This is a genomic window from Corynebacterium mastitidis DSM 44356 (assembly GCF_000375365.1).
In the GTDB taxonomy this organism is placed as follows: Bacteria; Actinomycetota; Actinomycetes; order Mycobacteriales; family Mycobacteriaceae; genus Corynebacterium; species Corynebacterium mastitidis.
This window is the reverse complement of the sequence record NZ_AQXB01000004.1, coordinates 83,462-96,733: the sequence shown is the minus strand read 5'-3', so window position 1 is coordinate 96,733 and position 13,272 is coordinate 83,462. Positions and strand designations below refer to the sequence as shown.

Below are 13,272 nucleotides of genomic sequence, written 5' to 3'. Positions count from 1 at the left end.
CTTCGCTCGCCCTACCCCGCGACGGACAACCGCACCTTCTGGAAGGACTTCAGGTCCGTGTACCCGCACTTGGCCATCGCGCGGCGCAGCCCGCCCACGATGTTGTGCAGGCCCAGCGCGTCGCGGGAGGGCCCGTGCAGGATCTCGCCCAGGCTGGGGCGCTCCTCGCTGGAGGCGAACTCGTATGCCTCGGTGATAAACCCGCGCGGGAAGCGGGGGTGCGCCGCCACGGAGGGCCAGAAGTAACCCTTGCCCGCGGCCTCGGCGGCGGGGGCCAGAAGGGTGCCGAGCACCACGGCGTCGGCGCCGCAGGCGATCGCCTTGACCACGTCGCCCGAGGTCTCGATCTCCCCGTCGGCCAGGATGTGCACGTAGCGCCCGCCCGTCTCGTCCAGGTAGTCCCGGCGCGCGGCGGCCACATCCGCGATCGCGGTGGCCATGGCGGTCTCGATCCCCAGGGCCATGCCGTTGGTGTTCACGCCGCCACCGACGATGATCCCGGCGGCGCCGGTGCGCATGAGGTGCATGGCGGTGGTGTAATCCGTCACGCCCCCGGCGATCACGGGGACGTCGAGGGAGCCGATGAAGTCCTTGAGATTGAGCGGCTCGCCCCCCTCGGCCACGTGTTCGGCGGAGATCATGGTGCCCTGGATGATGAGCAGCTCGGCCCCGGCGGCGATGACCTTGGGGGCGAACTCGCGGGCGTGCTGCGGGGATACCCGCACCGCCACGGTGGCCCCCTCGGCGCGCACGGCGCGGATGCGCTCGGCCAGCAGGTCGTGGTCCACGGGGGCGGCGTGGAGCTCCTGGAGCACGCGGGTGGCCTCGGCGGAGACCAGCCCGGCGTCGTTATCGGCGGCGTCGATCACGCGCTGCACGGCGGCCTCGAGGTCCGCGTGGCGCCCCCACAGGCCCTCGGCGTTGATCACGCCCATGCCGCCCTGTCGGCTCATCTCCAGCACAAAGTCCGGGGTGGCCAGGGCGTCGGTGGGGTGGGACATCACGGGGATGTCGAAGCTGTAGGCGTCGATGTTCCAGGTGGTGTCCACGTCCTTGGAGGAGCGGGTGCGCCGCGAGGGGACGAGGGAGACGTCGTCGAGGCGGTAGGTGCGGCGCGCCTCGCGTCCGATCCCGATTTCTACGTAATCGCGCATGGGATGCTCACATCTCCTTGGGGTTAGTGGTAGTTGGGGGCTTCCACGGTCTGCGTGATGTCGTGCGGGTGGCTCTCGCGCAGGCCCGCCGTGGTGATCTGCACGAAGCGCGCCTTCTGCAGCTCGGGAATGGTGGCGGAGCCGGTGTAGCCCATGGCGGCGCGCAGGCCACCCACGATCTGGTGCGTGATCGTGTCGATGGAGCCACGGAAGGGCACGCGCCCCTCGATGCCCTCCGGCACCAGCTTGTCCTCGCTCTTCACGTCCGCCTGGAAGTAGCGGTCCTTGGAGTAGGAGCGCTTCTCCCCGGTCAGGCCGCGCCCCTGCATGGCGCCCATCGAGCCCATGCCTCGGTAGCGCTTGTACTGCTTGCCGCCCACCACGACGATGTCCCCGGGGGCCTCGGTGGTGCCCGCCAGCATGGAGCCCAGCATCACGGTGCTCGCCCCGGCGGCCAGCGCCTTGGCCACGTCGCCGGAGAACTGCATGCCGCCGTCCGCGATGATCGGCACGCCCGCCGGGGCGGCGGCAGCGGAGGCCTCGAGGATCGCGGTGATCTGCGGCGCGCCGACGCCCGCCACCACGCGGGTGGTGCAGATGGAGCCGGGGCCGATGCCCACCTTGATGCCGTCCGCGCCCGCGTCCACCATCGCCTGGGCGGCCTCGCGGGTGGCAAGGTTGCCGCCCACCACGTCCACGCGGTCGCCAAAGTCCTTCTGCACGCGGGAGACCATCTCCAGCACGCGGTTGTTGTGGGCGTGGGCGGAGTCCACGATGAGCACGTCCACCCCGGCCTCCACCAGCAGCCCGGCGCGCTCGTAGGAGTCCTCGCCGGTGCCGATGCCCGCGGCCACCAGCAGCCGCCCGGAGGAGTCCTTGGAGGCGTTGGGGTACTGCTCGGACTTCACAAAGTCCTTCACGGTGATCAGCCCCACCAGCTTGCCTGCCTCGTCCACGATGGGCAGCTTTTCCACCTTGTTGGCGCTGAGCAGCTCCAGCGCCTCCTCCTTGGTCACGCCCTCGCGCGCGCTCACCAGCGGCATGGGGGTCATCACCTCGCTCACGCGGCGGTTGAGGTCCGGCTCAAAGCGCATGTCGCGGTTGGTGCAGATGCCCACGAGCACGCCGTTCTCGTCCACCACCGGCAGGCCGGAGATGCGGAAGCGCGCGCACAGGGCGTCCACCTCGGCGATGGTCATCTCCGGGGAGCAGGTCACCGGGTCCGTGACCATGCCGGACTCGGAGCGCTTGACGATCTCCACCTGCTCGGACTGCTCGGTGGCGGAGAGGTTGCGGTGCAGCACGCCGATGCCGCCCTGGCGGGCCATGGCGATGGCCATGCGCGCCTCGGTGACGGTGTCCATCGCGGCCGAGGCGATCGGGAGGCCGAGGCGGATGTTGCGCGTGAACTGCGAGGAGGTGTCCACGTCGCTGGGCACCACGTTTGACTCGGCGGGAAGCAAGAGCACGTCGTCAAAGGTCAAGCCTCGCAGCAGTACCTTGTTGGGATCGTCTCCGCCGGTAGATACCTGCTGCACCATGTAAAATTCTCCTCACTGTCAATGCTGTCGATGCGCCTGCCCCGCAGGGTCGTGTGCCTTTCCCTTCATTTAACCACCTACTCTAACCGGATCTTCCACGCCGGGGTAGCGCGAGGGAATTGCCAGTATGGAGGGGCTAATCATAGGATCGGCGTTGTGAATTTCGACTCTCAGATGCCGCTCGACCCCTTTGCCGACGACCCGAACGACCCCGCCTCGTTCCTGGACGCGGAGGAACCCGTGGAGCCGCTGTCCGAGGAAGAGCGCCGGGGAATCGAGCGCGACCTCGACCTCGTTCGAGAGTTCAAGGCGGCCCTGGGGCCCAGGGGCATCCTGGGGATTTTCTTCTTCTGCGAGGATTGCGAGGAGAACCACTACTTTAGCTGGGACATCCTGGCCGCCAACATGAAGGCCACGCTGGAGAACACGCTGAGCCCGGTGCACGAGCCGGGCGCGGCCCCCAACGTGGACGCCTACGTGCCCTGGGACTACGCCCTGGGCTACCTCGACGGGCTGCGGGGGCGCTGACCGCCGCGCCCCTTCCTATTGCTCTGCGGCCTCGCCCGGCGCGGGCTCGGCCTGCCCCTCCGCCCCCGCGCTCGCCTCCTGTGCGGGCTGGGCGATCCCCGGGCTGGGCTCGGCGGCCCGCTCGGCCACGGCGGGCTCCCCGGCCACCCCGCCGGGCTCGAGGACGGTCACGGTGGCCGTGACGGTGACGGTCTGCGTCTCGGTCACCGTGGGCCTGGGCTCGGCGGGTGCCTCCTGGCTCGCCTGGGCCCGGGGCTCCTCGCCCTGCGGCTGTTGCGCCGGGGCCGCCCCCGACACGGTGGTGGTCACCGTCACCGTGGCCTCCGCCGCCCCGCGCGGTGCGCCGCCGTTCCTCGGCGCGGGCGCCTCGCCGCCCGTCTCGCGCTCGGCGGCCAGGCGCGAGGTCTCCTCCATGTCCCGGACCATGAGGCGGGCCTGCTCCATGAGCAGGCGCACGCCGTCCATGTCCCCGCGCTGCGCGAGGTTGTTCATCTCCTCCAGGGTGCTGGCCAGCTCCACCACGTCCGGCGCGGAGTCCTGGCGCGGGAACAGCGCGGTGGAAAGCCCGTAGAGCGGGGAACCCGGCCCCGCGTTGAGCAGCACCGCCCCGCTGCCCGCGATCACGAGGGTGGCCGCCGCGGCCCCCAGCAGGCCGGCGAGCAGCGGGCGGACGCCACGCCGCGCGCCGAGATCGATCACCGGGGCCTGCGCCTGCGGGGCCGGGGGCATGGGTCGCTCCACGTCCGCCCGCAGCTCCAGCAGCATGGCGGCGAGCGGGTCCGCGCCCCCGCTGCGGTCTATCCCGTGGGACAGCTCCGTGAGGAGGGCGTCGCTGAACTGCAACTCGCGCTGTTCGCGAGGATCGTTCGTCATCGCTCTGCCTCTTCCCTCGTGTCCATTGCCTTGCGCAGGTTCGCCAGCGCCCGGTGCTGCGCCACGCGCACCGCCCCGGGCGTGGTTCCCACGATGTCCGCGGTCTCCTCCGCGGACAGTCCCACCAGCACCCTGAGCGTGATGATCTCGCGCGCCCTTTCGTTAAGTGAATCGAGAAGGAGGCGCACTCTGTTACTACCGTCCGTGAGCAGGGCCTCCTCCTCCGGGTTGGCCTCCCGGGAGGCGGAATCCGGCACCTCGTCCGTGGGGTGGGAGTGATCGCGCACGTAGGTTCTGCGGGCGTCCGCCACCTTGTTGCTCACCACCCCGTACACGTAGGCCATGAACGGCCGCCCACGGTCGGTGTAGCGCCCGATGGAGCTGACCACCGCCAGGCAGGCGTCCTGGGCGATGTCCTCGGCGCCCGGGATCCGGCCGTTGCTGATGCGGGCGCGCACGTAGCGCAGCACGAGCGGATGGATGATCTCCAGAATGCGTTGCAGAGCGCCCCGATCCCCCTTCACCGCGGCGGGGACGAGCGCCTGTAACTCTTGCTCGGCTTCGCTCACATCCTGCTCTTTTCCTAACGGTGATAGGTCACCGATTCAGCATACTATGGGCCATGCCGCCGACGGCGAACATAATGGTCTCATGGGCCGGAGCGGGAAAAATTCACCCAGGTTAACGGCGGGGAAAGGGGCAGTTCACAGGCACCGTGCGAGGCAGGGCGGGGGCTTGGCCACGCGGCGGTAACCGCCCGTCTACCTCCCGTTCACCCAGAAGGTACACACTTGCTCCTGTTTGTTTCCTCAGCAGCTAAGGAGGCCCCACCCATGGCTCAGCCCCGCCTGCTCCCCGGCCCCAACGCCGACCTGTGGGACTGGCAGCTCCACGGAGCCTGTCGCGGCGAGAACTCGGAGATGTTTTACCACCCCGACGGCGAGCGCGGGCACGCCCGCACCCGTCGGGAGAACAAGGCCAAGGCCATCTGCCACACCTGCCCCGTGATCGAGCTGTGCCGCGAGCACGCCCTGCGCGCCGCGGAGCCCTACGGCATCTGGGGCGGCATGAGCGAGTCCGAGCGCATGGCGCACCTGCGCACGCGCAGGCGGGCCTACTCCTCGCCCAGCACCACCCGGGCCTCCCAGGGCCGCAGGGACGAGGTGCTGGCGGCGTCCTCGTAGTTGCTCAGCACCAGCCGTTCCCGCTTACCCCAGGCGATGCCCGGCAGCGCCGCCTCGGCGGAGGTGAAGTTCGCCACCACCGTCAGCCGCGTCCCCGCCCAGATCCGCCGGTAGGCGTACACCGCCTCGTCCTCCGGGAACAGCGGCTCGTAGGAGCCCTCGCGCACCACGTCCCGCAGCTCGCCCTTGCGCAGGCGCAGGAGGCGTCGATAGTAGTTCAGCACCGAGCGGGGGTCCGATCGCTGATCCTCCACGTTGATCTCGGGGTAGGCGGGGTTGACGGCGATCCACGGCTCCGCCTGCGGGGCCTCCCCGCTGAACCCGGCCTGGGGGCGCGCGCTCCACTGCATGGGGGTGCGCGCGTTATCGCGGCTGCGGGCGTGGACGCGCGCCAGCGCCTCCCGGGCGGTCAGCTCCCCGCGCTCCTCCACCGTGGTGCGATACCAGTTCAGGGTGTCCAGGTCCCGGTAGTCCTCGATGTCCTCGAAGGCCACGTTGGTCATGCCCAGCTCCTGCCCCTGATAGATGTAGGGGGTGCCCTGCTGCAGGTACAGCGCCGTGGCCAGGGCCTTGGCCGAGGCCTCCCGGAACCGGGGGCTATCGTCGCCAAAGCGCGACACCGCGCGCGGCTGATCGTGGTTGTCCCAGTACAGGGCGTTCCAGCCGCGCCCCGCGAGGCCGCGCTGCCAGGAGTCCAGCACCTCCTTGAGGTCCCGCAGCGCGGGCCTGCCCAGGCTCCACTTGCCAAAGCGCTCGCTGGCGCCCAGCTCCACGTGCTGGAAGTGGATGATCTGGCTGAGCTCCTGGCGCTCCGGGGCGGTGTAGAGCACCCCCTGCTCGGGCGTGGGGCCCGCCAGCTCGCCCACCGTGAGCGCGCCCGCGTGCGACCACGCCTGGCGGTTCATCATGTTCAGCCAGGTGTGCACCTTGGGCCGGTTGTTCACAAAGCGCATGGAGGTAGTCACCCGCCCCGGCTCCTGGTAGGGATCGTCCGGGAAGCCCTCCGGCTTGTCCGCCGTGCCGATGGCGTCCACCCGCCAGGCGTCCACGCCCCGGTCCTGCCACCAGCGGATCATCTCGAAGATCTCCTCCCGCACGGCGGGGTTCTCCCAGTTGAGATCGGGCTGCTTGCGGGAGAACATGTGCAGGTAAAACTGCCCCGTGTGCTCGTCCCACTCCCAGGCCGAGCCGCCGAACTCCGAGCCCCAGTTGTTCGGCGGCAGCGGGGAGCCGTCCTCCGCGTAGCCCGAGGGGTCGCGCCACAGGTAGTAGTCCCGGTAGGGGTTGGTCCTCGAGGAGCGGGACTGCAGGAACCACTCGTGCTCGTCGGAGGTGTGGTTGACCACCAGGTCCATCATGATCTTCAGGCCCAGGTCGTGCGCGGCGGCCAGCAGGGCGTCGAAGTCCGCCAGGGTGCCAAAGTCCGCCATGATGTCCCGGTAGTCCGAGATGTCATACCCGTTGTCGTCGTTGGGCGACCGATACACCGGGCACAGCCACACCACGTCCGCCCCCAGCTCCTTGAGGTAGGGAAGCTGCTGGGTGATACCCGGGATGTCCCCGATGCCGTCGCCGTTGGAGTCCCGGAAGCTCCGGGGGTACACCTGGTACACCACGGCGTCGTGCCACCACTGCCGGTCCTGGGTATTCTGCTGCTTCTTGTCGCGCGTCACTGCTCTTCGGTTCCTTTCTCCTGCGCCTCGATCTCCACCAACACGCCGTAGTGGTCCGAGACCACCGGCGATCCCACCCCGTCCAAGACCACCCGGTGCGAGCGCACCGGCACCGGGTGGTTCACCAGCGCGTAGTCGATCCGCGCTCCCCCCTCGGCCTGCTCCCAGCCCACGATCCTTCCCGGGATCGTGTCGTGCCCGGCCACCTCCCGAGCGCCATCGCGGGCGTCGAGCCAGCCGAGGCCGCGCACCAGGGAGTAACCCTCCCCCTCCACCGTGGTGGGGTTGTTGAAGTCCCCCAGCACGCAGATGCGCTCCCCCGCGTGTTCCTTGGCAAACTCCTCCACCGCCCGCCACTCGCGGGCAAAAAGCCGCTGCCCCTCGAAGGACCACCAGGAGAAGTGCCCGGAGAGCACCCACCCCCACCCCTCCACCGGCACGGCCAGGGCCACGCGGCGCCGCACGTCCTCGTAGGCGTAATCCGCCAGCACCACGGCCCGGGCCCGAGCGCTGGGGCGGGGCTGCACCCGGCGCCGCACGAGCACGCCCACGCCCTCGTCGTACTTGCCAAAGCCCCAGTGCGCCTCCGCCCAGTAGCAGTGGTACGGCTCGCCCAGGTGGGCGCAGGCCGCCGCGAGCGCCTGGGCGTAGTTATCCGCCCCCACCGCCAGCGCGCTGGGGCCGCAGAAGTATTCGGAGCGCCAGGGCACCCCGCCCTGGAGCTGGTTGGCCTCCTGGAGCGCCACCACGTCCACCGCCTCGGAGACGATGAGCCGGGCGGTGTCCATGATCTTGGCGGGCTGATCCGCCTCGCACCAACTGTGCGCGTTGAGGCTGAGGAACTTCACGGGCGGGTCTCTCCTTGGGGCGGCTACACGACGGCGGGAAAAGGGGCGGAGGCGGGCAAGGGCACCGTGTGCCTTATTTTCCGACGCCTTGCCCGCCTCCGCTGACCACAGTAGGTGCGCCGGGCGCCCCGCACGGGGCACATCCGCCACCACGCGGGGGCATCCGTGCCACAACGGCGAAACTTATGCCGCAATCGTGGCAGGTCCCCACTATCGGTTCCACGAAGCCTTAAAGTGAGCCTGAAAGTCCTGCAAGGAAGAGGTATGTGACCATGATGGAAAAAGTGCAGAGGTTCGGCAGCGCCATGCTCGCCCCCGTGCTGCTCTTCGCCGTGGCCGGCCTGGCCGTGGCGCTGGCGATCATCGCCCAAAACGAACAGCTCCTCGGCGGGCTGGCCGCCCCCGGCACCGCGTGGAGCAACTTCTGGCGCGTCTGGGAGTCCGGCGCCTGGACCGTGTTCAACCAGATGGAGCTGCTCTTCGTCCTCGGACTGCCCATCGCCCTGGCGAAGTCGGCCAACGCCCGCGCCGTGCTGGAGGCCGCCCTGCTCTACCTGACCTTCAACTACTTCGTGGCGGGCTTCCTCGAGGTCTTTGGCGGCTCCTTCGGGATCGACTACGCCGCCGAGCCCGGCGGGGAATCCGGCCTCAAGCTCATCGCCGGGATCAAGACGCTGGACACCGGCATCCTGGGCGCCATCTTCATCTCCGCCGTGGCCGTGTGGATCCACAACCGCTACTTTGACAAGAAGCTGCCCGAGTTCCTGGGCATCTTCCAGGGCAGCCAGTTCGTGTACATCGTGGGCATCCTCGTCATGATGCCGCTGGCGCTGATCGTGTGCCTCGTGTGGCCGCAGATCCAGCTCGGTATCTCCTCCCTCCAGGGCTTCCTCGTCACCTCCGGCTCCCTGGGCGTGGGCGCCTACACCTTCCTCGAGCGCATCCTCATCCCCACCGGCCTGCACCACTTCGTGTACTCCCCCTTCGTCTTCGGCCCCGCCGTGGTGCCGGAGGGCATCCAGGCGCACTGGGTGAGCAACCTGACCACCTACGCCGAGTCCAGCGCCCCGCTCAAGGAGCAGTTCCCCGGGGGCGGCTTCGCCCTGCACGGCAACCCCAAGGTCTTTGCCCCGCTGGGCATCGCCGCCGCCTTCTACACCACCGCCAGGCCGGAAAAGCGCAAGGCCACCCTGGCCCTGCTCGTCCCCGTGGTGCTCACCGCCATGCTCACCGGCATCACCGAGCCGCTGGAGTTCACCTTCCTCTTCATCGCCCCGCTGCTCTTTGCCGTGCACGCCGTGCTCTCCGGGCTGATGACGGCCATCATGTACCAGCTCGGGCTCTCCGGGAACATGGGCGCCGGGCTCATCGACGTGGTGGCCCAGAACTGGATTCCCCTCTGGGCGCAGCACCACGCCACCTACCTCATGCAGATCGGCGTGGGCCTGTGCTTCACGGTGGTCTACTTCGCGCTCTTCCGCTTCCTCATCCTCAAGCTCGACCTGAAGACCCCGGGCCGCGAGGAGAACAAGGACGTCAAGCTCTACTCCAAGCAGGAATACCGGGAGGTGAAGAAGAACGGAAAGATCGGCGCCGCCTCGGGTGCGGACGACGCCTCGGAGGCCGCCCCGGGTGCTGCCTCGGATGCGGGCTCGGAGACTGCCTCGGAGGCGCCCGCCGACGACCCCTACTCCCAGCGCGCCACCGATTTCCTCCGGCTCCTCGGCGGGGCGGACAACATCGCGGACGTGAACAACTGCGCCACCCGCCTGCGCGTCTCCGTGAAGGACCCCGCCTTGGTGGCCGACCCCGACTCCTTCAGCGAGGCCGGGGCGCTGGGGCTGGTGAACAAGGGCACCGCCGTGCAGGTGATCGTGGGCATGGACGTGCCCCAGGTGCGCGACAGGTTCGAGGGGCTCATGGCGCACGCATAAAAGAGCGCCATCACGCCCGGCGTTGCTATGCTAACCGGGCAGAATGACGCCGCACCGTGGGAGGACCGATGAACCTAGAAAGCATCGTGGCCTCCACCCAGGGCTCCTGGAACGACACCGAGCGCGACATCCTCTCCTACCTGCTCGCCCACCAGGAGGAGGCCAGCGAGGCCTCGGTGCAGTACATCGCGCAGCGCACCTACACCTCCACCTCCTCGGTCATGCGGCTGGCCAAGCGCCTGGGCTTCTCCGGCTTCGCGGAGATGAAGTACTTCATCCGCACCTCCCTGCGCGAGGCGGAGCACCGCCCCGCGCCCGACCCGATCGCCCTGCAGCGCGACGACGTCCTGGGCACCCTGACCCACCTCGAATCGCTCTCCCTCGGCCCCATCGTCTCCCGGCTCTACGAGTCCAGCGCGGTGTACTGCCTGGGCACCGGCTCCTCGCAGCGTCTGGCCGCCTCGGAGTTCGCCAAGTCCCTCATGGCCAACGGCAAGCAGGCCACCGTGATTACCGACCTCACCGAGATGCGGGTGAGCCTGCCCATGATGCGCCCCAGCGACACCCTCGTGATGATCTCCCTGGCGGGCACCAACCCCGACTTCGTGGACATCCCCCGGGCCGCCACCCTGCGCGGGGTGCCCACCCTGGCCGTGACCAGGCTGAGCAACAACCCCCTCGCGGCGGCCTCGCGGTGGAGCCTGCACTACTGCGCTAGCGCGATGAACCCGCCGTGGCACGTGGGCGAGTTCTACTCGCTCATCGGGCTGAACGTGGCGCTGGACTACCTCATCCGGGCGTACATGGGGCACCGCCTGCGGGAGGAAAGCAACGGGGCGTAGGCCGCTCCCTCCCGCGCCTGTGTGCAGGCCATGCGCCCACAGCCGAAGGCGGTGGTCTCGTCCTCTCCCGGGCCGAGCACGGAACCGGATATATAATCCAGGCGTAGAGGAGACGCCGGCCGCGCGAGGGAGGAGCACGAGCATGAAAAGCATGGGGGACCTGCCCTCCCTGGAGAACGCCCGCATCGCCAATATGACGTTCTCGGGGAAAGATCTCCCCAAGCTCATCGCAGACCACTCGGAGTTCCGCAACGTCACCTTCGAGCGCTGCAACCTGATGAGCGCGGGGTTCATCGACGCCGAGTTCACCAACGTCTCGTTTTTATCCTGCGATCTCCGCAAGGCGGCCTTCCACGCCTCGAACTCGAACGAGTGCGATTTCCGGGGCTCCGACCTGCGCGGGGCCTACCTGGGAGGAAAACGAGAGGACTACCTCCACCAGGAGGGCGTCCTGATCGACGAGACCACCCGCTTCGACTACGAACCCTCAGAAAACTCGGTGCGGATATTCTTCCTTCCCCGGCGCACCCAACAATGAGGAAAGCCTCCCACCGGAGAGGGAATGCCTTCTCCGGCGGGAGGCTCGCGCTGCCTCGCCCCTAGTGGTGGTGATGCCCACCGGCGGCGGGCTCCTCCTCCTTGGGCTTTTCCACCACGGAGGCCTCCGTGGTGAGCACCATGCGCGCGACCGAGGCCGCGTTGACCACGGCGGAGTGGGTCACCTTCACCGGGTCGATGATGCCCTGCTCGATGAGGTTGCCGTACTCCAGGGTGGCGGCGTTGAAGCCTTCGCCGTTGGGGCGCTCGGCGGTGCGGGCCACCACCACGGCGCCGTCCAGCCCGGCGTTCTCCGCGATCCAGAAGGCGGGCTTCACCAGCGCGCGGGAGAGCGCCAGCACGCCGGTCTTGGCCTCTCCGTCGAAGCCCTCTGCGAAGGCCTCCAGCTCGTGGGCGATCTGCACCAGCACGGAGCCGCCGCCGGCGATGATGCCCTCCTGCACCGCGGCGCGGGCGGCGTTGATGGCGTCCTCCACGCGCAGCTTGCGCTCGCCCACCTCGGTCTCGGTGGCGGCGCCGACCTTAATCACGGCCACGCCGCCGGAGAGCTTGGCCAGGCGCTCCTCGGCCTTCTCCTTGTCCCAGGAGGAGTCCGTGTTCTCGATCTCGCGGCGGATCTGCTCGCGGCGGTTGTCCAGCGCCTCGGCGGTGCCCGCGCCGTCCACGATCACGGTCTGATCCTTGGTGATGGTCACGCGGCGCGCGCCGCCGAGCACCTCGGTGCCGGACTCCGCGAGGTTGATGCCCACCTCCGGGTCCACCACGGTGGCCCCGGTGACCACGGCGAGGTCGTCCATGAAGGCCTTGCGGCGCTCCCCGAAGTACGGGGACTTCACGGCGGCGACCTTGAGGGTCTTGCGGAGGGAGTTGACCACGAGGGCCTGCAGCGGCTCGCCCTCGATGTCCTCGGCGATGATGAGCGCCTGCTTGCCGGATTCCGCGATCTTCTCCAGGATCGGCAGGAAGTCCGGCAGGGAGGAGATCTTGTTGCGCACCAGCAGCACCACGGCGTCCTCGAGGATGGCCTGCTGGGCGTCGGTATCCGTGATGAAGTACGGGGAGAGGAAGCCCTTGTCAAAGGACACGCCCTCGGTGACGTCCAGGGAGGACTCGATGGAGGTGGACTCCTCCACCGTGACCACGCCGTCCTTGCCCACCTTCTCCATCGCGCCGGAGACCATCTCTCCGATGACCTCGTCGCGGGAGGACACGGTGGCCACGTTGGCCACGTCCTTGGCGGCGGAGACCTCGGTGGCGCGGGCCTTGAGCTCCTCGACCACCTTCTCCACGCCCGCGGCGATGCCCCGGTTCAGCTCGATGGGGTTGGCGCCCGCCGCCACGTTGCGCAGCCCCTCGGTGATGAGGGCCTGGGCCAGCAGGGTGGCGGTGGTGGTGCCGTCGCCGGCGATGTCGTTGGTCTTGATCGCCACGGACTTCACCAACTGCGCGCCGAGGTTCTCAAACGGGTCCTCGACGTCGATGTCGCGGGCGATGGTCACGCCGTCGTTGGTCACGGTCGGGCCACCGAAGGCCTTGTCCAGCACCACGTTGCGGCCGCGCGGGCCGAGGGTGACCTTCACGGCGTCGGCAAGCGTATCGACGCCGCGCAGGATGCCCTCGCGGGCCTCTTGGTCGAATGCAATCAGCTTTGCCATGCTTCTTCAGGCCCCTACTTGGCTACCACGGCGAGGACGTCGCGCGCGGAGAGGATCAGGTACTCCTCGCCCTCGTACTTGATCTCGGTGCCGCCGTAGCGGGAGAAGATCACGGTGTCCCCCTCCTTGACGTCCACGGGGATGCGCTCGCCCTTCTCGTCAAAGCGACCCGCGCCGACGGCGATGACGGTGGCCTCCTGCGGCTTCTCCTTGGCGGAGTCCGGGATCACCAGGCCGGACGCGGTGGTGGTCTCCGCCTCCACGATCTGCACCAGGATGCGGTCCTCAAGCGGGGTGATGTTGACGTTTGCCACTGTTATTCCTCCATTGGAAGTGCTCAATTGATTGTGCCGGTTGCGTACGTCCAGCACAGCCGTCGTCGCGGGTGAACAACTGTGTGTCTGACAACCTGCCTGGCACTCTACCCCCGCGAGTGCCAGCGTTCAACCGTCCGCACCCCCGTTTTGGTACCAAAGTAGCCC

The 13,272-nt window shown here is 68.9% G+C and carries 13 protein-coding genes; 5 read left to right on the top strand and 8 right to left on the bottom strand.

Annotated elements, in window-relative coordinates:
- Positions 1-11: 11 nt before the first annotated feature.
- Positions 12-1,154, bottom strand: a complete 1,143-nt coding sequence (locus tag B140_RS0105830; protein WP_018118416.1) for a GuaB3 family IMP dehydrogenase-related protein — start codon at positions 1,152-1,154, stop codon at positions 12-14.
- Positions 1,155-1,177: 23 nt separating this feature from the next.
- A complete protein-coding gene (gene guaB, locus B140_RS0105825) occupies positions 1,178-2,695 on the bottom strand; it encodes an IMP dehydrogenase (protein WP_018118415.1) in 1,518 nt (505 codons plus the stop codon).
- Positions 2,696-2,869: 174 nt separating this feature from the next.
- On the opposite strand from guaB, the gene B140_RS0105820 reads away from it, so the two are divergent.
- Complete coding sequence (locus B140_RS0105820) at positions 2,870-3,223, top strand: DUF5319 domain-containing protein (RefSeq protein WP_101173493.1); 354 nt, start codon at positions 2,870-2,872, stop codon at positions 3,221-3,223.
- Between the two features lie 15 nt (positions 3,224-3,238).
- On the opposite strand, the gene B140_RS12080 is transcribed toward B140_RS0105820, so the two are convergent.
- Together B140_RS12080 and B140_RS0105810 are read right to left on the bottom strand one after the other, a co-directional pair.
- Complete coding sequence (locus tag B140_RS12080) at positions 3,239-4,096, bottom strand: hypothetical protein (RefSeq protein WP_018118413.1); 858 nt, start codon at positions 4,094-4,096, stop codon at positions 3,239-3,241.
- On the bottom strand, positions 4,093-4,665 hold the full coding sequence (locus B140_RS0105810) for a sigma-70 family RNA polymerase sigma factor (protein ID WP_018118412.1): 573 nt from the start codon (positions 4,663-4,665) through the stop codon (positions 4,093-4,095). Before B140_RS0105810 ends, B140_RS12080 begins: the two co-directional genes overlap by 4 nt.
- 264 nt (positions 4,666-4,929) lie before the next feature.
- On the opposite strand from B140_RS0105810, the gene B140_RS0105805 reads away from it, so the two are divergent.
- Complete coding sequence (locus tag B140_RS0105805; RefSeq protein WP_018118411.1) at positions 4,930-5,280, top strand: WhiB family transcriptional regulator; 351 nt, start codon at positions 4,930-4,932, stop codon at positions 5,278-5,280.
- On the opposite strand, the gene B140_RS0105800 is transcribed toward B140_RS0105805, so the two are convergent.
- Positions 5,211-6,953 (bottom strand): alpha-glucosidase, encoded by a 1,743-nt coding sequence (locus B140_RS0105800; RefSeq protein ID WP_018118410.1) that lies wholly within the window; start codon positions 6,951-6,953, stop codon positions 5,211-5,213. The genes B140_RS0105805 and B140_RS0105800 overlap by 70 nt on opposite strands.
- The gene (locus B140_RS0105795) at positions 6,950-7,801 is read right to left on the bottom strand and encodes an endonuclease/exonuclease/phosphatase family protein (protein ID WP_018118409.1); all 852 of its coding nucleotides are present in this window, start codon (positions 7,799-7,801) and stop codon (positions 6,950-6,952) included. The genes B140_RS0105800 and B140_RS0105795 overlap by 4 nt, the downstream gene beginning before the upstream one ends.
- A gap of 272 nt (positions 7,802-8,073) precedes the next feature.
- On the opposite strand from B140_RS0105795, the gene B140_RS0105790 reads away from it, so the two are divergent.
- From B140_RS0105790 to B140_RS0105780, 3 genes are all read left to right on the top strand, one after another.
- Positions 8,074-9,735 carry an alpha-glucoside-specific PTS transporter subunit IIBC gene (locus tag B140_RS0105790; RefSeq protein ID WP_026166044.1) on the top strand — a complete coding sequence of 554 codons (1,662 nt, stop codon included), beginning with the start codon at positions 8,074-8,076 and terminating at the stop codon, positions 9,733-9,735.
- 68 nt (positions 9,736-9,803) lie between these two features.
- Positions 9,804-10,577: a MurR/RpiR family transcriptional regulator gene (locus tag B140_RS0105785; protein ID WP_018118407.1), complete on the top strand. Its 774-nt coding sequence runs from the start codon at positions 9,804-9,806 to the stop codon at positions 10,575-10,577.
- 142 nt (positions 10,578-10,719) lie between these two features.
- On the top strand, positions 10,720-11,115 hold the full coding sequence (locus tag B140_RS0105780) for a pentapeptide repeat-containing protein (RefSeq protein ID WP_018118406.1): 396 nt from the start codon (positions 10,720-10,722) through the stop codon (positions 11,113-11,115).
- Between the two features lie 61 nt (positions 11,116-11,176).
- Here B140_RS0105780 and groL read toward each other — a convergent pair whose 3' ends face one another.
- Both groL and groES read right to left on the bottom strand, forming a co-directional pair.
- Positions 11,177-12,790, bottom strand: coding sequence for a chaperonin GroEL (gene groL / locus B140_RS0105775; protein WP_018118405.1), 1,614 nt, complete (start codon positions 12,788-12,790; stop codon positions 11,177-11,179).
- A gap of 14 nt (positions 12,791-12,804) precedes the next feature.
- Entirely contained in the window at positions 12,805-13,104 is a 300-nt protein-coding gene (gene groES, locus B140_RS0105770) for a co-chaperone GroES (RefSeq protein ID WP_018118404.1), read from the bottom strand.
- Positions 13,105-13,272 lie beyond the last annotated feature (168 nt).

Bases quoted from the DNA above. Each gene is read 5' to 3' on its own strand.
- B140_RS0105830 (WP_018118416.1), bottom strand. From the start codon at position 1,154: ATGCGCGATTACGTAGAAATCGGGATCGGACGCGAGGCGCGCCGCACC.
- guaB (WP_018118415.1), bottom strand. From the start codon at position 2,695: ATGGTGCAGCAGGTATCTACCGGCGGAGACGATCCCAACAAGGTACTG.
- B140_RS0105820 (WP_101173493.1), top strand. From the start codon at position 2,870: ATGCCGCTCGACCCCTTTGCCGACGACCCGAACGACCCCGCCTCGTTC.
- B140_RS12080 (WP_018118413.1), bottom strand. From the start codon at position 4,096: ATGACGAACGATCCTCGCGAACAGCGCGAGTTGCAGTTCAGCGACGCC.
- B140_RS0105805 (WP_018118411.1), top strand. From the start codon at position 4,930: ATGGCTCAGCCCCGCCTGCTCCCCGGCCCCAACGCCGACCTGTGGGAC.
- B140_RS0105790 (WP_026166044.1), top strand. From the start codon at position 8,074: ATGATGGAAAAAGTGCAGAGGTTCGGCAGCGCCATGCTCGCCCCCGTG.
- B140_RS0105785 (WP_018118407.1), top strand. From the start codon at position 9,804: ATGAACCTAGAAAGCATCGTGGCCTCCACCCAGGGCTCCTGGAACGAC.
- B140_RS0105780 (WP_018118406.1), top strand. From the start codon at position 10,720: ATGAAAAGCATGGGGGACCTGCCCTCCCTGGAGAACGCCCGCATCGCC.
- groL (WP_018118405.1), bottom strand. From the start codon at position 12,790: ATGGCAAAGCTGATTGCATTCGACCAAGAGGCCCGCGAGGGCATCCTG.